The organism is Oscillibacter valericigenes, from assembly GCF_021531435.1.
Taxonomy (GTDB): domain Bacteria; phylum Bacillota; class Clostridia; order Oscillospirales; family Oscillospiraceae; genus Oscillibacter; species Oscillibacter valericigenes_B.
In genome coordinates this window covers 1-18,881 of the sequence record NZ_JAFBIS010000024.1, presented here as the reverse complement: position 1 = coordinate 18,881, position 18,881 = coordinate 1, and the positions used below count along the sequence as shown (strand labels likewise).

General features: G+C 58.0%; 16 protein-coding genes. 6 read left to right on the top strand and 10 right to left on the bottom strand.

All coding sequences use genetic code 11. The features are described 5' to 3' along the window. Window positions 1-10: 10 nt before the first annotated feature. From JQM68_RS11440 to JQM68_RS11410, 7 genes are read right to left on the bottom strand one after another with little or no spacing between them, the layout of a single operon-like run. Window positions 11-1,237: a hypothetical protein gene (locus tag JQM68_RS11440; RefSeq protein ID WP_235223133.1), complete on the bottom strand. Its 1,227-nt coding sequence runs from the start codon at window positions 1,235-1,237 to the stop codon at window positions 11-13. Then, window positions 1,237-1,683, bottom strand: coding sequence for a phage tail tube protein (locus tag JQM68_RS11435; RefSeq protein ID WP_235223132.1), 447 nt, complete (start codon window positions 1,681-1,683; stop codon window positions 1,237-1,239). Before JQM68_RS11435 ends, JQM68_RS11440 begins: the two co-directional genes overlap by 1 nt. Window positions 1,684-1,699: 16 nt before the next feature. Beyond that, the gene (locus JQM68_RS11430; protein ID WP_235223131.1) at window positions 1,700-2,740 is read right to left on the bottom strand and encodes a phage tail sheath C-terminal domain-containing protein; all 1,041 of its coding nucleotides are present in this window, start codon (window positions 2,738-2,740) and stop codon (window positions 1,700-1,702) included. Between the two features lie 30 nt (window positions 2,741-2,770). Then, window positions 2,771-3,181, bottom strand: a complete 411-nt coding sequence (locus JQM68_RS11425; protein ID WP_235223130.1) for a hypothetical protein — start codon at window positions 3,179-3,181, stop codon at window positions 2,771-2,773. After that, the gene (locus tag JQM68_RS11420; protein WP_235223129.1) at window positions 3,178-3,591 is read right to left on the bottom strand and encodes a hypothetical protein; all 414 of its coding nucleotides are present in this window, start codon (window positions 3,589-3,591) and stop codon (window positions 3,178-3,180) included. Before JQM68_RS11420 ends, JQM68_RS11425 begins: the two co-directional genes overlap by 4 nt. A 3-nt stretch (window positions 3,592-3,594) precedes the next feature. Further along, window positions 3,595-3,918 (bottom strand): head-tail connector protein, encoded by a 324-nt coding sequence (locus JQM68_RS11415; protein ID WP_235223128.1) that lies wholly within the window; start codon window positions 3,916-3,918, stop codon window positions 3,595-3,597. Then, window positions 3,918-4,853 (bottom strand): hypothetical protein, encoded by a 936-nt coding sequence (locus JQM68_RS11410; RefSeq protein ID WP_235223127.1) that lies wholly within the window; start codon window positions 4,851-4,853, stop codon window positions 3,918-3,920. Before JQM68_RS11410 ends, JQM68_RS11415 begins: the two co-directional genes overlap by 1 nt. A 201-nt stretch (window positions 4,854-5,054) precedes the next feature. Between JQM68_RS11410 and JQM68_RS11405 the strand changes: the two genes are divergently transcribed. After that, the gene (locus tag JQM68_RS11405) at window positions 5,055-5,246 is read left to right on the top strand and encodes a hypothetical protein (RefSeq protein ID WP_235223126.1); all 192 of its coding nucleotides are present in this window, start codon (window positions 5,055-5,057) and stop codon (window positions 5,244-5,246) included. A 48-nt stretch (window positions 5,247-5,294) separates the two neighbouring features. Here JQM68_RS11405 and JQM68_RS11400 read toward each other — a convergent pair whose 3' ends face one another. Further along, a complete protein-coding gene (locus JQM68_RS11400; RefSeq protein ID WP_235223125.1) occupies window positions 5,295-5,765 on the bottom strand; it encodes a COG2426 family protein in 471 nt (156 codons plus the stop codon). A 318-nt stretch (window positions 5,766-6,083) separates the two neighbouring features. On the opposite strand from JQM68_RS11400, the gene terL reads away from it, so the two are divergent. The 5 genes from terL to JQM68_RS11375 all read left to right on the top strand — a co-directional run bounded on the left by terL (window position 6,084) and on the right by JQM68_RS11375 (window position 14,994). Beyond that, entirely contained in the window at window positions 6,084-7,631 is a 1,548-nt protein-coding gene (terL, locus tag JQM68_RS11395) for a phage terminase large subunit (RefSeq protein WP_235223124.1), read from the top strand. An 83-nt stretch (window positions 7,632-7,714) separates the two neighbouring features. Beyond that, window positions 7,715-7,999 carry a Mor transcription activator family protein gene (locus JQM68_RS11390; RefSeq protein WP_235223123.1) on the top strand — a complete coding sequence of 95 codons (285 nt, stop codon included), beginning with the start codon at window positions 7,715-7,717 and terminating at the stop codon, window positions 7,997-7,999. Window positions 8,000-8,158: 159 nt separating this feature from the next. Then, window positions 8,159-9,427: a RepB family plasmid replication initiator protein gene (locus JQM68_RS11385; RefSeq protein WP_235223122.1), complete on the top strand. Its 1,269-nt coding sequence runs from the start codon at window positions 8,159-8,161 to the stop codon at window positions 9,425-9,427. A 521-nt stretch (window positions 9,428-9,948) separates the two neighbouring features. Next, entirely contained in the window at window positions 9,949-11,799 is a 1,851-nt protein-coding gene (locus JQM68_RS11380; RefSeq protein WP_235223121.1) for a DnaB-like helicase C-terminal domain-containing protein, read from the top strand. Window positions 11,800-12,372: 573 nt separating this feature from the next. Next, window positions 12,373-14,994 carry an S-layer homology domain-containing protein gene (locus JQM68_RS11375; protein WP_235223120.1) on the top strand — a complete coding sequence of 874 codons (2,622 nt, stop codon included), beginning with the start codon at window positions 12,373-12,375 and terminating at the stop codon, window positions 14,992-14,994. A gap of 118 nt (window positions 14,995-15,112) precedes the next feature. Here the strand turns inward: JQM68_RS11375 and JQM68_RS11370 are convergent, their stop codons facing one another. Both JQM68_RS11370 and JQM68_RS11365 read right to left on the bottom strand, forming a co-directional pair. Next, entirely contained in the window at window positions 15,113-17,557 is a 2,445-nt protein-coding gene (locus tag JQM68_RS11370) for an S-layer homology domain-containing protein (RefSeq protein WP_235223119.1), read from the bottom strand. 121 nt (window positions 17,558-17,678) lie between these two features. After that, entirely contained in the window at window positions 17,679-18,524 is an 846-nt protein-coding gene (locus JQM68_RS11365; RefSeq protein ID WP_235223118.1) for a tyrosine-type recombinase/integrase, read from the bottom strand. Window positions 18,525-18,881: the final 357 nt, after the last annotated feature.

Here is an 18,881-nt window from a genome sequence, read left to right as displayed (position 1 = left end):
GAAAAACCCCCTATCTCACCGCTGCGGCCCGCCGCAGACCCTCCAGAAGCCGCTCCGCCACCTGTTCTGCCAGTTCCGACGTGGTTTCGTGCATCGTTTCCCGACAGTTTTCGTCAAATTCCGACTTGGTTTCGTGCGGCGGTTCCAGAAAGTCCGACTCAATTTCGTGCAGGGTCTCCAGCGATTTGCCACTGAATTCCGACATAGCTTCGTGCAGGGTCTGCCGCCTGTCCTTCGGAAATTCCGACTTGATTTCGTGCACCGTCTCCCGAATTTCCAACTCGGTTTCGTGCAGAGTCTCCGGCGGACTGCTGCCAAATTCCGATGTCATTTCGTGCAGGCCCATTTCAGCGGCAGGCTGAATTTCCGATGTGATTTCGTGCACAGTCCCCCGAATTTCCGACTTGGTTTCGTGCGCCGCCGACTGCTTCTCCGGAAAATCCTCCGTTTCCCCGGACAGATTCAAAGGTGACATAAAATCGCTGTTTTTCTCGGACAACGCAAGATTTTGTGGTTCAAAATCCAAATTCGACCCTATGCTTGGTATTTTCCGGACAGTTTCTGCGTTACTGAAAAACTCACGTGAGACTTGTCCATCCGCCGGAGCCTCATCCGGGAACTGCACGTTTCCGGGTCGGATTTCATGTCGTGCTTTCGGTAATTGTTGCACGTTTTTGTGCACGGTCTCAAGTCGGTTTGCACTCTCCGCAGGCGGCTCCGAAGGTGACGCCGCCTGCTCCTGCACGATTTCCGGTCGGGTTTCGGAAATCTGTTGCACAGTTTCGTGCACGGTCTCAAGTCGGTTCTCTACATTTTTTTCGTCCGTTCTGTCCGGGCGCTCCGTCTCGTCGGATTTGTCCGGGCTTTCCGGTTCAGCCGTTTTGTTATCCGCTTTATCCGCCATTTCATCCCTGTTGCCAGCTTCATCCTCATCCAGCGTCACGCCACTGAGGGCCAGAACCGTCCGGGCGGCCGCCAGGGCCTCACCGTCGGACACATACTGCGTCACCTCATCGGGGGTAAACAGCCGCCGTTCCCGGCGCAAAGTCTCACCGGCGGCCTGCAATTCCCGGCAGGCGGCATAGAGCAGCGCCCGGCCGCCGTCAGCCATGCCCAAAGCGGAGCACTCCCGGGGCGGCAGTGCCTCCACCGTCACCGTGCCCAGCTCACCGCAGTCCACCTGGGCGGTGCGGCCCCTGCGGGAGACACGCTCCCGCAGGACATCCGCCAGGGCCATCAGTCAGCGGCCTGGATACTGTCCAGGCACACTAGGTCGGAGGGCCGGAAGGTGAAGGGCAGCTTCTGCTGATTGACCTCGCCCATCTTGTAGTTCATGAAGGGCAGCTCGGTAAACGCCACGTTGTCCACGCTGTACCGCTCCTCGGCGCCGTCGGCGGCGTCAGGGTCTTTCAGGGCGGTGGTGATGGTGCAGCGCTTGTCGATGCCCTTTTTGGCCTGCTCCAGCACCTCATAGAAGCGGGTGTAGACCTGCTTGAGGGTCATGGTGCCCTCGCCGGAGTAGCCGGTAATTTTGGAATCCACGTCCATGCCGAACTGGACTTTCTCCCGCTGTACCTTGACGGTCAGGGTGAGCTGGGACAGCTCGGCGATGCGTGCGCCGTCCACCCAGACCTCGGCAAAGGAGCCGGAAAGAGTTCTGTTTGCCTGCAAATTGGTTGCCATTTATCGTTCCTCCTTATCACATCGCAATGACCAGCGACAGATCCTCCATGGCGTCGCAGAAGGTCAGGTTGGCCTCCAGGAACACCTGACTGCCGGTGTTGGCCCGCAGGATGTCCGCATCCTTCATGTCGCTGGTGTCGGTCCCCCGGCTCTCCAGATAGCTTCGCTGGCCGGACAGGGACACGAAGCAGCGGTTGTCGGCGGTTTTGTCCAGCACGTCGCCCTCCAGGCCCTTGAGGTAGGCGTTGATGGCGGTGACCAGCAGCAACTTATTGTCGTAGTCGTTGAGCACCTTGCCCACGTAACCGCTCTCAAAGGCCTTGGCAATGTCAGTGCGGATCAGGTCAATGCCCTCAACGATCTTGATTTTCTGGAAAGGCCCGGCCTTGTCGGGGGTCAGGGTCGTCAGGGAATTGACGGCCCGGCCCAGGCGGTAGCCGTCCCGGCCGGAGACGATAATGAGCTTGCCTGCGTCCACGTCACCGTCAGGGTCGTCCAAGGCGGCACAGCCCACCACCTCGGGCAGGGACACATAGGTAGCGGAGCGGGTCAGGGGCAGAGCCGCCAGCAGGCCCGCCACACGAGCAGTATAGTCTTTCGCGTCGATGGCGCCGTCCTCCAGCACCAGATCGCTGACGCACAGGTTCACGATGCCCTCGCAGTCGGGGGCGGTAGCATTCGCCACCACGGCCTTGACGCCCCGGCCATTGGCCCGCAGCATCTTGATAAAGGAAATGACGGTGGCATTCTCCAGACCAGGAGCCGCCAGCCAGTCAAAGCACAGCCGCTCCAGCGCCTGATAGATCAGCTCGGCGTCCTCGCCCACCCGCAGGACGCAAACCTTGCTGGGAGCCGTCAGAAAGGCCAGCTCCAGCAGACGGTAGTTTTCGGCGGTGAACTTTTCCTGGGGCACCTCCGCCAGGCTCTTGTACACGGCCTCAACCGCGCCGCCCTCGGTGGCGTCCGTCAGCGCCACCGCCAGCACGCCACGGGCGGAGCGGGTGATGGCGGACACAGCCGCCGTCTGGAAATTGATGAAAATTTCAGGAAGACCCATAAATACCTCCAAATTCGTAAGATTTTATCGTTAAACGCCCAGATGGAGATTCTCCATAACTCCGGGCGGCTCCGTGCCAGGCTTCTCCGGCTCCGGCAGGGGCACACACAGCTCCAGAGAGAAGGTCAATTCCTCGCCCTCTGTCTTGACCTCCAAAGGGTGCAAGACCCTGTCCCCCATAGGCACCCCCCGGAGCAGATGGGGCGCCAGAGAGGCCAGCAGGGCGGTGTTTCCGTCCCGGTTCCTGTCGGAAGCCGCCGTGACGGTGACCCGGTAGGTGTGTTCCGCCTGCCGTCCGCCGTCCACCAGCACAGTGCCGTCCTCCCGGACGGCCACCGCCAGCAGGGGGTATTCCCCCGCAACTCTGGTTCTGTCCGCCACGGTTCGTACGCCCGTGGCCTTTTGCAGATACGCCGTCACGGCGTCCTGAATAGCTTTCAAACACTCCCCTCCCCTGCTGTATCTTCTGACTCACGTGAGTCCTGTCCGCCGTTTTTCGCAGCGGCCTCCACATGGCTAATCTCAACGACCGTCACGCAATGGCTGGGATACCGAAAGCTGTCGGAAGTCCGCCCGTGCCAGACATTCCCGTTCTCATCGGTGACCTCCACCCGGTCCCCCAGCCGGAAGACCAGCTCCGGCTGGGTGTACAGGGAAAGCCTGTACAAGGCCTCTGGGAGCGCGCAGAAGCCATTTGGGGGCGTGGGGGCGCTGGTATGGGCGGAGCGGCTCAGGGCGCAGGGAGCGGCCTCACAGAGCTGTTCCTCGCCCTCTTCCACCAGCGGGCGGAAAGCCGTGACGGTGTGAAAGTACGTTCGTGCCAGAATAGCCGCCATGGCGCTGTCTGTCATGGCTCAGCCCTCCTTTAACTGCCCCAGACGCCGCCAGGGCTCCAGTGCGGTGAGGGACGCCAGCCCTGTCATGCCAGCGTTGGTGTCATAGGTGACGGAAGTGTCGCCCCTTGTCAGGCTCTTCACGGCCTCCCGCCCCTCGGCGAGGGAGACGGTCAGGGCGGCAACCACCACCTCCATGTCCTCCGGAATGTCCTCCCGGCTGCACCAGGCCATAGCGGCCCGGGCTACCATTTCCGTCAAGGCGTTGCCATTGTCCCCCAGAGAGCGGCCCGCAAGGACTTCCGCCTTCGCCCGGATGGCGGATACCTTGTCAGCGCCCACCATCAGGGAGCCACCACGGCGCCGATGGAGGCCAGGCGCTTGCTGGGCACGAACAGGTCGTACAGGTAGCGGGCCTGGATGGCGGTGCCATCGAACAGCTGATTCTCCTGGGGGCCGAACTGCTTGATGGCGTCCAGCTTGCTGACCGCCAGGGGGGTCTCGCAGTGGGTGATGAGGCAGGAGATGTCCTTTGCGCCCTCGCCGGCCACGATGCCGCCGTTGTTGCTGTCGCCGCTCTGGACGGTGATGGCGGTCTTCATACGGCTCTGGGGCACGAAGATGCAGGGCAGGTCGTCCAGCATCATGACGTTCTCGTAGGTAATGCCGTTGATGGACACGGCGTTGCCGAAGGAGATGTCGTGGTAGGTGCCATTGGCCGCCTCCAGGAAGGCGGTCTTGTGCTTGTGGCTGATGAGGGCCACATAGCCGTCCATCTCCTCGGCGTCGTCCCGGACGGTCTGGAGCAGGCCGCTGACGGTGGCGATGGCGTTGGCCTTGGTGAGAGTCGCGGACACGATGTGGGTGGCGCTGTGGTCGCTGTCGGCGGCCGCCAGGGCGTACAGGCGATTGATGCGGTAGGTGTCCTGTTCCTTCACCAGGGCGTTGCGGGCGAACTCCCGGATGACGTTCTCGGCGGTGACGATGAAGCCGGTGTCGTTGGGATCGGTGCGGTCCAGGGAGAACTTGACACCCCGGTCCATGGACAACGTGTGGCTCTTCCAGCTGTTGGTGACGGTGCCCTGGGGGTAGGCGGAGCCGTCGGCCTTGGTGGCGTCGTAGTCGCCAAGACCGGTAGTGGACAGGGTAGAGATCTCGATGTCCCTGCCGCCGGTGAAGCGAACCTTGCCCGCCTCGGGGATCATCCACGCGGTGGCGGAGGAAGCCGCCAGCTCCTCGTCGATGAACTGCTGGTATGCCTTTGCGTAATCAAATGCCATTTTTATACCTCCGGTATTCAAATTTTCGGCCTTTTTGACCCGATGGACCCACGATACCGCAAAAAAACCGCCCCGCCTTGGGAAGCACTTCCCAAAAGCGGGGCAAATACTTGCGCAGATGAACTCATGCTTTACGTGGTCTTTCCCTTTCATTTCTCATGCTGCGCTGGCTATATTGAGGAAAAAGGAAAGGAGCGCGCCATGAAAACAACAGAGCAAGGGTTTGTCAATCAAAACGACCAGCGGAATGACGGCTGTACCCAGGAGCCCGGCACAGATCACTGTCAGAAATTCTACCGCATGACCTGCCTGCGCTGCGGTCATCATTATTTAGCCAACGGCTCAGACATTTGGCAGAGAAAATGCCCCAAGTGTCTGGGCGGCAAACCTTAAAAAAGAGGACTGCTCTCTGAAAACCAGAGTGCAGTCCATTTTTCTTGCTCAAAACAGACTCACAACGCCGCAGGTCAGCGCCGTGATGACGCATCCCGCGATGATAACCCCCACCGCGATGGCGGGCAAGGCCGTTTTCATGCGGATATCCAGCACATCCGCCACCAGCGCCCCGGTCCAGGCCCCGGTCCCCGGCAGAGGGACGGCCACCAGCAGCACCAAACCCAGTGTCCGGTACTTCTTCACCGTCCGCCCTTTTAAGTGCGCCCGCTGCTCCAGGGCGTCGATTTTCGGCCCCAGCCAGGAGATTTTCCGCAGCAGCCGGAAGATCTTCCGAATCAACAGCAGGATAAACGGCACGGGCACCATGTTCCCGATCATGGCCGTCACAGCAGCCACGGCAGGCGGCAGTCCGGCCGCCACGCCCAGGGGGATAGCCCCCCGCAGCTCCACCACCGGCACCATCGCCATGGCGAAGGTCATCGCCAGCTTTCCCAAGATACTCTCGCCAAAAATCATATCCGACCCATTCCCGCGCCGTTCCCAGGCGCGTCTTTTTTGACATTTTGACCCGAAGTGTCAGAAATCGTTATTTGCTAGACAAAGGTAACATAGATTCTCCCGCATTGCAACAGGGAATCCGGTTGTTTTATGTAAATCAGCTTTGCTCCATAATACAAAAAATCACATTTATTTGCTTACAGGTGTAGCAACACGTGCAACAAACCGCCCTCCGCCCCCTCTCCTAGATGGACTTCTCCCAGAAACCCCTTCCCTATCCTCCATCCCCCACTGGCGGTACGGTGTTTCCACCCTAACGAAAGGAGCGTTTTTTACTTGTCATCCACGGAAACATTTCGAAAAGCGGCCCGGGATCCGTCAGAATTTGGTAAATATTACCTCTCCCACTACTTTACCCGGCCCTCTCCCTCGTTCCACCGCCAGCTTTCAGCCCTGTGGCGGCGCCGGGTGATGAAGAACCGGGATCCGGTCAACGACTGCGCCGTCATGCTGACGGACAAGGGCACCCGGTCAGCTATCGCGGCCCCCCGGGGCCACGCCAAAAGCACGGTGATGAGCCTGCAAAACGTCCTCCACGCCGCCCTGTACGGCTACAAGCGGTACATCCTGCTGGTCTCGGACACAGAGGCCCAGGCGGTAAGCTTCCTCGACGCCATCAAAAACGAGCTGGAGACGAACGAGCGCATTTTAGCAGACTTCGGGGAACAGCCGGGCAAGACCTGGAAGACTGGTTCCATCGTCCTTGCCAACGGCTGCCGCATCGATGCGGTGGGCAGCGGGCAGAAGCTCCGGGGTCGGCGAAACTACGAGCGCCGCCCGGACCTGATTCTCTGCGACGACATCGAAAACGACGAGGGTGTCCGCACAGCGGAGCAGCGTCAAAAGACCGCTGACTGGTTCTGGAAGGCGGTCTGCAAGTCGGGAGACAGCTACACGGACATCCTGGTCATCGGTACCATATTGCACCACGACTCCCTGCTGGCGAACCTCTTGGAAAACCCCGGTTTTCAATCCCGTAAGTACAAAGCTGTCCTGTCCGACGCCCCCTCGCCCCTGTGGGGGGATTGGGAACGCCTTGCAACCGACCTGGCCGACCCCGAACGGGAAAAGACGGCCCACACCTTCTTCTACAAACACCGCAAGGAGATGCTGGAGGGCTCCAAAGTGCTCTGGCCGGAAAAGCTCAGCTACTACGACCTGCGGCTGATGCGGCTGACGGAGGGGGAGTCGGCCTTCAACTCGGAGATGCAGAACCAGCCCATCGACCCGGCAGCCTGCCTGTTCTCGTCCCAGTGGTTCCGGTACTACAACCCGGCTGAACTCAACTTCCGTTCCCCGTCCTTCCGCTTTTACGGCTACTGCGACCCCTCGCTGGGCCGCAGCGCCAACAGCGACTATTCCGCCATCATCACGCTGGCGGTAGACACTGACACCGGCCTTGGCTACGTCTGGGACGCGGACATCCAGCGCCGTCACCCCGACCGCATCATCGCGGACATTCTGGAAAAGGAGCGGCAGCTCCGCCGGGAGGCGGGCCGGGGCTTTTGCCTGTTCGGAGCGGAGACCAACCAGTTCCAGTGGTTCCTGAAGGAACAGCTGGCCCGGGAGTCGGCCCGGCAGGGGTTGTACCTGCCCATTCAGGGTGTCCGAGCCACAGAGGATAAGACCATGCGCATCGAGACGCTGCAGCCCGACGTGAAGAACGGCTACATCCTGTTCCGCAAAGACCAGACCCTGCTTTTACAGCAGCTCTCCCAGTTTCCCTTGGGCGCCCACGACGACGGCCCGGACGCTCTGGAGGGCGCCCGCACCCTTGCCCGGAAGCAAACCCGTGCGGCGAACCTGTCGGGCCTGCACCTGTAAACACCCTCATCAAAACGGACAGGTCTCACATGAGTCCTGTCCGACTCATCTAATTTCCATACAACCGAAAGGAGAACACACCTATGTCAACCCCTTACATGACCACCGTCCGCGCCATCCCCATGAGCGACATTCCGGAGGAATACCGGGACATTGCCGAAGCCATCGGCATGGAGGCCTTCACCCAGCTGACGCTACTGTGCGGCGGCCAGAGCCTGTACATCCCCAAGCGGGAATCTCTGGAGCGGAACGCCCGTGACCGGGAGATCCGGGCCCGGTTCGACGGCGGCAACTACCGGGCATTGGCGGCCCAGTTCCGGCTGAGTGAACGCCAGATCCGCAAAATCATCAACGGCGTTCGTTCATAAAGCGCTTCGCAATAAAACCCGGACAAGTCTCATGTGAGTCCTGTCCGGGGTCGCCAACCTTACAACTCTGTTACAGGCAAACTTTTTGTTTCTTTTTTTCCGCTTTTATGCTACACTACCCTTGAAAAATACTCTTTTCCCGAAAAGGAGGGACGCCCCATGGCCCAACTCCCCGAGCCTGTCGGACAGGACACGCCCCTGCGCTTCCTGGAGACGGAGCAGTTCCAGGAGATGCTGTCCACCTACCAGAAGCTGAAGCCTCTGGAGAAAGACCATCCCCGCAAATTCAAGAACCAGATGAACACCTACGACTTCGGGGACATCTACCCCCTGATGGACGAATATCTCCAGACCCACGACCTGTCCACGCCGGAGGCCGTGGCCGCCGTCATCGCGGAAGGGTCGCCAGAGAGCGTGGGGTTCGCGTCCACCCTGCGGAACATCTTCGAGACCACGGTGGCGGAGCGGGTGCAGGAGTACGATGTGCTGGGTAACAGCCCGGCCACCTACTTCATCTGCGGCGTGTGGGCCAACATGAAGCGGGGCCGGGAGTTCCACCCGGCGTCCAACGGCATCACGGTGACCTACGACCAGCCGGACGCCTACGGCAACCAGAACATCCGCTACCGCAACAAGGACTACGAGATGACGCTGGTGTTCGAGGCGGTGACGGAATACACGAAGAACCTGAGCTGGACGGCCCACCGCCTTCTGATCTACACCCTCATGCGGGGCAACGCAGACAACTGGCGGAACAACACCGCCACCTTCACCATCGAAGAGTACATGGCATGGGCGGGCCTGAAATCCAGAGATGCGGCCTACCGCCAGCTGAAGAAGGACATGCAGTCTATCACAAGCATGAAGATCACCGCCGAATCCTTCAAAAAATACTTTGAATCCTTCTACATTACCCATCTCGCCACGGAGGCGTCCATCAAGAAGTACACTGGCGAGATCCGCATTTCCTTCGCAGAGAATGTGCGCCACTTTCTGACCCAGTATTACCAGCTCATTCCGGACTGGATGGGCCAGCTCAGCGAAAACGCCTACCGTCTGGCGTTCTATCTGTTCTACCGCGCCCGGAAGGCCCCCATCGACAACGACGGCATGTTCCGGGTGAAGATCGAGGACATCATCCACTACATCGGCCTGCCCACCAAGGAGGAGGTCAAGAACCGCAACTACGACGAGGCCATCATCCGGCCCTTCAATAAGGCGGTGGAGGAGATTGAAAAGATCTCCGGCGGCTCCATCCGGATGGAATTCGACTACGACGACATCAATACGTTCCTTGCGGGGCGGATAAACGTGGGCATTGACGAGACCATGCAGAATTACATCCAGAAGATCGAAAAGACCAAGACGGCAAAACAATTGGAAGGGAAGAAGTCCCGCAAGAAAAAAAGCGAAGAAGAACAACAGTGAACTGCACGAAGTCAAGTCAGAATTGCTCTATGTAAAAACAACAGATGACAGACTATGTGCAAAAATCATGCAAAAGTTCTTCACAAAAAACCCTTTTCCGGCCTGATTTCAGAGAAAAACTGGGCATAAACAGCCCGAATGTGGAGAAACCTTTCCACAAAGAGCTGAAATTCCTGTCCGGTTCCGACTTCGACCCGTGTCAAGCCGACTTCATGTCGTGCAAAGGCGACCTGTCATCGTGCGGAAACCCGATGACAGCCCTTTTGATTTTTCCCGAATTTTGAGACTTTTATACCCGGAATCTTCTAAAAAAAGTGAACGCAACACCAAATCCGCCGAACTTTTCCATTTTTTCTTTCTTTGCTCGAAAATCCCCTTATAGATATATTAAGATATCTTACTGCCCCGCGGAACTACGTTCCCCGCGGGGCGGTATGTTATACTTACAATAGGTTTTGTTCCTTTTTTGTAAAAAAGGAACCGAAAAAACTTTTAGCAAGCGATTTCAAGGAGGCACTGCTATGCCAGACACCTTTGACAGTCTTCGCCCACGCATTGTCGACTACCTCTATGAAAGGGGCATTGACCCCCGAAAGCGGTTTCGCTGCCTGAACCCAGCCCACCTGGACCGTGACCCCTCCATGGGCTTCGACCACAAACGGAACAAGGTTCACTGTTTTGCCTGCGGCGCAGATTATGACCTCTTCGACCTCCTGACCATCGATAACAACCTCTCTACCCCGCTGGAAGCCCTCATCTCCGCCAGTAAGCACTATGGAGACGGTTCCGCGGAGCGGCCCGCTTGGCGGGCCGCTCCTGAATCGGAGGGACGGGGAGGGGAGGGGGGCTCCGCCCCCTCGTTTTTGAGCAAAGAACCGATTTCTCCCTCTTATCTGGACGACTGCTTTGCCCACCGCGAGGAAACTTCCTATTTTTCCCAGCGCGGCCTGTCTGCTGATACCGTAGCCCGCTTTCACCTGGGCTATGATCCGAAGCGTGACTGCGTTGTCCTGCCCTGCGAGAATGGCCGCTGCGTCCGCCGCTCCGTCTCCGAAAAGCGGTATCTGAACGAGAAAGGCCAGCCCTCGCCTCTGTTCCAGCCCCAGCTTTTGACGGCAGGAGAGACCCCGGTTTTCCTGTTGGAGGGCACTTTCGATGCCCTCTCTGCCGAGGAGCTGGGTTATCCCGCCTGCGCTCTGAACGGTTCCGGCAACCGGGAGAAAGCCGCCGCTTTGCTGCGAAAGCTCCCCAAGCCGGCCCCAATCCTTATCCTGACAGACAATGACACAGCAGGGGAGGCCTGGGCCAAAGCGTTGACGGACGAGTTCCCCTGGCTGTACCGCTGTCCCCCGGTGCCCGTGGGCAAAGACCTCAACGAATTCCTTTGTTCTGAAAGGGAAGGGGCTTCCCGTTTCCTGTCCCAGTGCGTTGCAGATTGGGAAGCGCACCAGCCGCCCCCGTATACGGAGAGCTCTGCGGCCGGCCAGATGGATGCTTTCCGGGCCTACATCGAAAAGCAAGCCAGCCGCCCAGCTCTGAAAACCGGCTTTGAGAAATTGGACGAGGCCCTGGACGGCGGCCTGTATGACGGTCTGTATGTCATCGGCGCGGTGAGCTCCCTGGGCAAGACGGCGTTTTGTATGCAGATCGCCGATCAGCTGGCAAAGCAGGGGAGAGACGTGCTCATTTTCTCCCTTGAGATGATGACTTACGAGCTGATGGCCCGTTCCATCTCCCGTGAGAGCTTCCAGCTGGATACTTCTGTCCGGCGCCGCATAGCAAAGACCGCCCGGGGCGTCCTGGACGGCAAACGCTGGGCCAATTACACCACCCAGGAAAAGGCCCATCTGGAGCTGGCCCAGACCAGCTACGCCTCCTACGCAAACCACCTCTATTTCCGGGAGGGCGACCACGAGACAGGGCTGGACTACATTCAAAAAGAGGTTGCCCGCCACCTCGCTGAGACGGGGGAGAAGCCCGTGGTCATCATCGACTACCTGCAGATCATCGCCCCGGTGGACGTCCATTTCACGGACAAGCAGAACCTGGACCGCATTGTCTGCGCCCTGAAAAAGCTGTCCCGCCAGTACGAGCTGACCATCTTCGCCATTTCTTCCTTCAACCGGGAGAACTATAATTTAGAGGTCTCCATGAACGCCTTCAAGGAGTCCGGCGGTATCGACTACTCTGCCGATGTGCTTCTGGGCCTTCAGGCTCGTGGCGCCGGCCGCCAGGGCTTCAACATTGACGAGGAAAAGCGCAAGGACCCCCGGGAACTGGAACTGAAGATCCTGAAGAACCGCTCCGCCGCCCTGGGCCAGCCCATTCCTCTGCGGTACTACCCGGCGTTCTCCTGCTTTGTTGAGGGCTGAAAGCCCGGACAAAACTCACGTGAGGCCTGTCCAAAAGGCCATGTATGGGTATGCGGTTCCCCATGTAATCAGGTTATACTTATGTAGCAAAATCATTCTGTGAAAAGAAAGGCGGCCCTGTCATTGCCGCGGCGCTGCGGCAGGAGACGAGGTTTGCCCCGGCCTGCTGCTGGATCACTATATAAAAGAAGCTCTGGCAGACGGTGTACCCTGAAAGGAAAAGCATGGCGTTTACCGTTGTTTGTAAGCATGTAAATAATGTTGCCGGCCGTCGTCGACGGGGTATTTTTCCGCCTTTATTACAATGTTACAGTTATATTACAAAACCAAATAAACTATTGCGCTCCGCTTTTCCTTTTGCTAAGATGCAACCGTGGAACAACACCGTTCGACGGTAAGGCCGGCTCAGATACGGGTTAGGCTAGCCACGGTATGTGTGCCGGAGGAATCGGCGGCCGGGGGCGTTCCGCAAAATTCAAATGCCGAACATGCGGTCCGGAAGGGCAGGGGTGTATATCTCCCCAGTCAGAAAAGGCTGTACATTCGGTAAATTCAAAAGGAGGAAAAACCCCTATGAAGAAGTTCCTTTCTCTGGTTCTGGCACTGGTTATGACTATGTCCCTGGTCACCATCAGCGCCGGCGCCAAGGACTTCACGGATGGCGACAAGATCAACTACAAAGAAGCCATCGACGTGGTGTCCGCCATTGGTGTTGTCGACGGCTATGCCGACGGCAGCTTCAATCCCCAGGCAACCCTGACCCGCGGCGCTGCCGCCAAGATCATCTGCAACCTGATCCTTGGCCCCACCACCGCCGCCTCCCTGTCCGCTGACGCGGCTCCTTTCAAGGATGTCCCCGCCGACAACAACTTCGCTGGCTACATTGCTTACTGCTCCAAGGCCGGCATCATCAACGGCTATGCCGACGGCACCTTCAAGCCCGGCAACACCCTGACCGGCTATGCCTTCATGAAGATGCTGCTGGGCGCTCTGGGCTATGACGCCGCCATCGAGGGCTTTGTTGGCAACAACTGGTCCATCCAGGTCGCCAAGACCGCTCTGGGCATCGGCCTGGACAAGGGCATGGTCGATTCCTTCAACGGCCTGAAGGCCGTCACCCGTGAGGAAGCCTGCCTGTTTGCCTTCAACACCCTGAAGAGCACTCTGGTGGACTATGACGCCAAGACCACCGTCAGCGTGGGCGGCGCCGAGGTCACCATCGGCAGCTCCAAGGCCAAGCCTGTCACCGTTGCCAACAACAACGTTCAGACCGGCGACAAGTACGACGGCAACATCGATCGCGACGGTTTCGTCCAGTTCGCCGAGCAGTACTTCACCAAGCTGGTCAAGGAAGGTGAGCGCGATGCTTTCATGCGTCCCTCTCACGTTTGGACTCTGAAGGGCGACAAGATCGGCTCCTATGTCGATACTCCCGATGCCACCTATGTCGGCAAGGTCAAGTTTGCTGATATCTATGATGATGTCAAGCTGACCTCCACCACCGACGACTTCGTTGTCTACATCGACGGCGTTCTGGCCGAGAACTATGACAACGATTTCGATGGTACCGCCGGCCGCGCCGGTGCTCCTAAGGATGCCAGCACCATCACCGTCGCCAAGGGCGATACCGACACCAAGGTCGGCACCGGCAAGGGCTGCGTTGTCGAGGTTTTCAAGTCTGACAAGAAGGATGTTCCCGGCACCATCGTTGTCCTGAACACCTATGTCGGCAAGGTCATCGGCGTTGAGAAGGCCTCCGGCAAGACCAAGGCTTCCACTGATGTGGCTCCCGTTGGCCCCAATACCCTCGACTCTTACAAGAATGACACCGCTGTGACCGTTCTGGACAACGACGCTTTCGAGAGCGAGGCTTTCAGTGTTGAGGATATCATCACCTTCAACTATTCCCTGAAGAACGCCTATAAGGCCGACCTGGTCACTGCCAGTACCGGCAAGGGCGAGATCAAGAACGCCGCCAAGGCTGAGACCGTCCAGGGTACCGTGAACTCCATCGGCACCAACAGCAAGTTCACTCTGGACGGCACCACCTATGAGTACGGTGAGAAGGCCGCTGCCAAGCTGGCTCCCTCCGATGTTTCCACCACCGCCAACGTCTATCTGGACGCCAACGGCTATGCCCTGTACTTCGACGAGGGCGAGGACAACCTGAAGAACTACGCTCTGGTTTTGTCCGCCGGCACTGAGGTCTCCTATGGCCGCACCAGCTACGGTGTTGAGCTGCTGCTGACCAACGGCACCGTCAAGACCGGCAAGTCCGACAAGGACTACACCGACACTACCGGCGCCGCTCTGGAGAACGAGTGGGTCACCTATAAGACCAACTCCAAGGGCGAGCTCGTCCTGACCCAGCTGTCTGGCGCTACTGAGCTGACCGCTGCTGTTGCCTCCCAGAGTGCCATCGGCAACAACACCAGCAAGAACAACCTGAAGTGGAGCAATACCGCTAGCACCCTCATCAACAGCGACACCCTGATCATTGTGGAGAACGCCGCTGGCAAGTTCAAGGTCTACAACGGCGTCAAGGAGATGCCCACTATCGAGAAGGAAGTGTCTCTCGGCACCGATGCCACCATCAAGTACAGTGTCTACCAGAAGTCCACTGACACCTATGCCAAGCTGGTCTACATCGTGACCAACGGCCCCGTGGAAGAGAGCAGCAACAAGACCATCTTCCTGAAGTCCGACAAGGGCGCTGACTTCTGGGATGACGGCAATAACTCCTACTACGTGTTCGACGCTGTCGTGGACGGCAAGCTGGTTGAGGACGGCATCATGGTCGACTACACCGATGGCGCCACTAAGACCGCTGTTGACACCATCCTGGCCAGCACCAAGAACGTGGGCGTCCTGCTGAGCACCTATGCTGTGGACAACAACATCTACACCATCGACCTGAGCAAGACCACCCGCATCTCTTCCTCCAACAATGGCGGCTCCCTTACCAGCGTTGAGAAGGTCACCGGCACTTCCATTACGTTCAGCGACGGCACCTTCACTCTGGCTGACGACTGCGTGTTCTACCGTGTGAACACCCACGGCGACCTGGAGGAGACCACTCGGTCCGCTCTGCGCACTGGCGACACCACCAGCGTGAATGCCTATTACAACTATCTGGCCTACAGCCTGAACTCCGACATGGAGATCACCGGCGTGTACTGGACCATTAAGAAGTAATCTGACCCTGTCAGATCACTGAACGGTTTCTAAAAGCCAAAACGAGGCCCCGCTCCTTTTGGAGCGGGGCCTTGTCTTATCTCAACGGTTATCCGTTTCGATCATGTGCGACTGAAAATCAGTCGTCAACTTCCTGGACGAACAGGTTGGTGATCTCACCGCCATCAATGGTGTAAATCACAGCGTCGTTGTAGTCAGTGACCACATCGCCCAGCTCGACCTCGGTGATGTCGCCATCGGTATTCACCAGGTAGATGTTGGCGTCCTTAGCCACAGTCCAGCGGACCAGGCCGGTGTTGCCAGCAGCAGTGTAGATGCCGATGGTGTACTCACCGCTCAGCTTCTTCACGCCGAAAGCATAGCTCTCGGTCTTGATGGTGGTGACGCCGTCGCCAGCATACGCGGTGCTGTTGGTGATCATGCCCTTGGAGGTGCTGATGCTGTTGAAGATCACGTTGGTCTTGGCGCCGGGAGTCAGGCCAGCGGTGGTAGCGGTATCCTCGATCTTCACGGTGGTGATCTCACCATTCACAACAGCGTTGTACTTGTAGTAAGAGTTATCATCCACGTCAACGATTCTCTTGGACACGGACTTACCAGCGATGAACACGACGTCCTTGCTGCTCTGGGTGACCTTGCCAGCGATAGCCTGAACATAGACAATAGACAGAACGTCGCCGTCCTTGCAGTAGTAGGCAACCTGGTTGCCAGCGTCGGTGGCCACGGAGGGAGCATTCTTAATGCCGGTGTAGGCCTTGTAATCGTTGGAGCCATCCTTGACGATGAACACGGTCTTGCTGTCGGCATACTTGGTGCCAGCGGTAGTAGTGACAGCAGCCTTGTTCTTGGTCATGGTGAAGGTGCCGTCAACAGCCAGACTTACATCACCGGTAACAGCCTTCAGCTTGTAGGTGCCGTCATCGTTGGCAGTGAAAGTAACGATGTCGCCGCCGGAAACAGTAGCAGTGTAGTCCTTATCCAGAACAACAGTCTTCTCAGTGCCGTCGGTCAGAACCAGCTTGGCCTTGTTGCCGTCCCAGCCGCCAGCGACGTTGGTAATGGCAGTGACCAGAGCGTAATCGCCCACCACGAACTCGGTCTCACGGACGTACAGGGCATAGCCGTTGGCGTCCAGGAACACCTTGTAGGAGGACTTGTTGTTCATGCTGGTCTCGGTGAAGCCATCGAAGCCGATGTTCAGAGCGTGCTTGTAGGTGGTGCCGCCGACGGTCAGGCTCTTGCCGATCTCGCGCTCGGACAGAGTGCCCTCAACGGACTCCATCTTGGCAACGGTCTTGATAGCGTTGGCGGTCTCAGAGTAGGTGAACAGGACAACATCGTCCTCTTCGAAAGCGGTGGTAGTGAACTCGTTGTGGTTGCTGGAGGTGAAGCCAGCGATAGCGGGACCGGTCAGCTTATTGACGACCACATAGGCATCCTTCTTGTCGGTAGCCTTGGTGACCTTCTGGATCTCACCGGCATAGACGGAGATGGCCACGATGTCAACATGGTTGGTGTCATCATTGAGGTAGGCCTCAACGATCGTGCCATTGCCGATCTTGCTGTCCACAGCAGAGAGCTTGGTGTCGCTGCCCTTCTGGACAGTCACAGTGTAATCAACGGTATCGCCGTTGACATAGACGGAGGCAGTGGTGTCCTTGGTGGTTATGCCCAGGTCCTTGTAAATGTCACCCAGAGTCACGCTCTTGGCATAGGTAGCAGCGGGGGTGTTGGCATAGGTGCCGATCTTCTCAGCCTTCAGGGTCCACACGGTGGCGGGACGGCCGAAGTCATCAGCGGCAGCGCCGAGGTTCTTCTTCAGCTTGGGGAAGTACTTCTCAGCAAACTGCAGTTTGGTATCGTTCTTAATGGTCTGAATAACGCCGCTGTTGTCGACCTCAGTGGCGGTGGAGTTGGTCTGAACAGTGATGTCACCAACAACGATGGTGCTGCTGTTCTTGTACTCGACCATGGTAGCCTTCAGGGTGTTGAAAGCATACAGGCAGGCCTCTTCACGGGTGACGGGCTTGACACCGTTGAAGTCCTCGACCAGGCCGTCGTCCAGGCCGATGTTCAGGGCCTGCTTGGCAACGTTGATGGACCAGTTGTTGCCGTTGTAGCCCTCGACGTCCTTGTCATAGCCCAGGGCGCCCAGCAGGAACTTCATGAAAGCATAGCCGGTCAGGGGAGCGGTGGGGCGGAAGGTGCCATCGGTGTAGCCATCGATGATGCCTTCCTTCTGGCAGTAAGCAATGTAGCCAGCGAAGGTGCTGTTGGCGGGAACGTCGCTGTAAGGAGCGGCGTCAGCCACCAGGGCGCCAGCGGTGGTGGGGCCAAGGATCAGGTTGCAGATGATCTTGGCAGCAGCGCCACGGGTCAGGGTGGCAGAGGGATTGAAGCTGCCGTCGGCATAGCCGTCGACAATCTTCACGGCGGACACCACGTCGATGGCTTCGTTATACTGGATCTTGTCGCCATCCGTGAAGTCCTTGGCGCCGGCGCTGATGGTGACCAGAGACATGGTCATAACCAGAGCCAGAACCAGAGAAAGGAACTTCTTCATAGGGGTTTTTACTCCTTTTGAATTTACTGCCCGGTCCCTTCCTTCTGACAGAGGTGATATACTCCCCTGTGTTTTTTTATAGCCGTTGTGTCCCAATGAGCAGAGGCTTTTTTTGGTAGCATCAGCCCCGGATAGCCTCTGCGACTATCCGCAAAGTCGTGCTTTCTGTTTCATCGAATAAGTGCGTATAGATAGAACTTGTGACAGTGATGGAGCTGTGGCCCAAGATGTGAGAGATATCGTGCATGGGGATATGCTGACTGTTGGCAATGGAGGCAAAGGAATGCCGCAGGCCGTGGAGCGTGATTTTCGGCAGGCGGTATTTTTCTATCAAACATGCCATTTGCCGGGTTAGCAGGTCAGGAGAGGGAGGTGTCCCATCAGCACGAAGAAGCACAAATTCAGCCGGATCATCGCTTTTCCGGATGGTCCAAGCACGTTCCAGCTCCGTGATTAGTTCTGTACAGCCGCCGATCCCTAGCCTCCGGATGGAGCGTTTGGTTTTGGGTTCTTTCAGAACCTCTCGTCCGCCCACCTCCGTACGTACTTCCTGGATAAGTATGACATGCGCTTTCAGGTCTACGCATTGCCACCGTAAGCCAGTGATTTCACTGCGCCTCAGGCCGAGATAGGTTGCCAGCCTTATAGCCAGCCCAAGGGGAGTTCCTCCCGTAGCTTTGAAAAGGATGCGGATCTGCTGGGGAGAATAACAGGTATACTGAGTGGGATTCAGCCGGGGTGGTGTTACCTTGCAGGAGGGATTTACTTCCAGCAGGCCCAGGTGAACCGCTTGTCCCAGTGCGGTACGGAGTAAGTGATAGTGTTTCAAAACAGTGTTAGCGGATAGTCCTTCGCCCAGCTTGATGGAAAGGTATGTCTGTATCTGGAGAGGGGTGAGGGCTTTGAGGGGAATGTCTCCCAGAGCAGGCAGCAAATGACGGCGCACAATATTTTGGTAGCCATACACGGTACTGGCGGCCCGGCTGGGGGGCCACGTCTTCCGACAGCCACCAGTTCAGCCATTGTCCCAGCGTGGCAGAAGGGACGGGGGTAGGCTGTCCACCGGGTCTGATATCACGGGAAATACTTGGATACAAGGTTGCCAGCGCATCCTGATAGGTGTGGTAGGTCTGGCTTTGCCGGCGCCCGTTTTGAGAAACGGTCACATAATACAGGCCGCGTTGATCATCATAGGAAAGGTTTTTTTGCAGGTTTTTTCGGGACATGTCTTTCTCTCCTTTATAGGTAACTATTCAGGACCCCCGGTCCCAGGCATTACCAACAGGCCCTCGCCTGACCGGAGAGAGCCAATAGGATGGCGTGG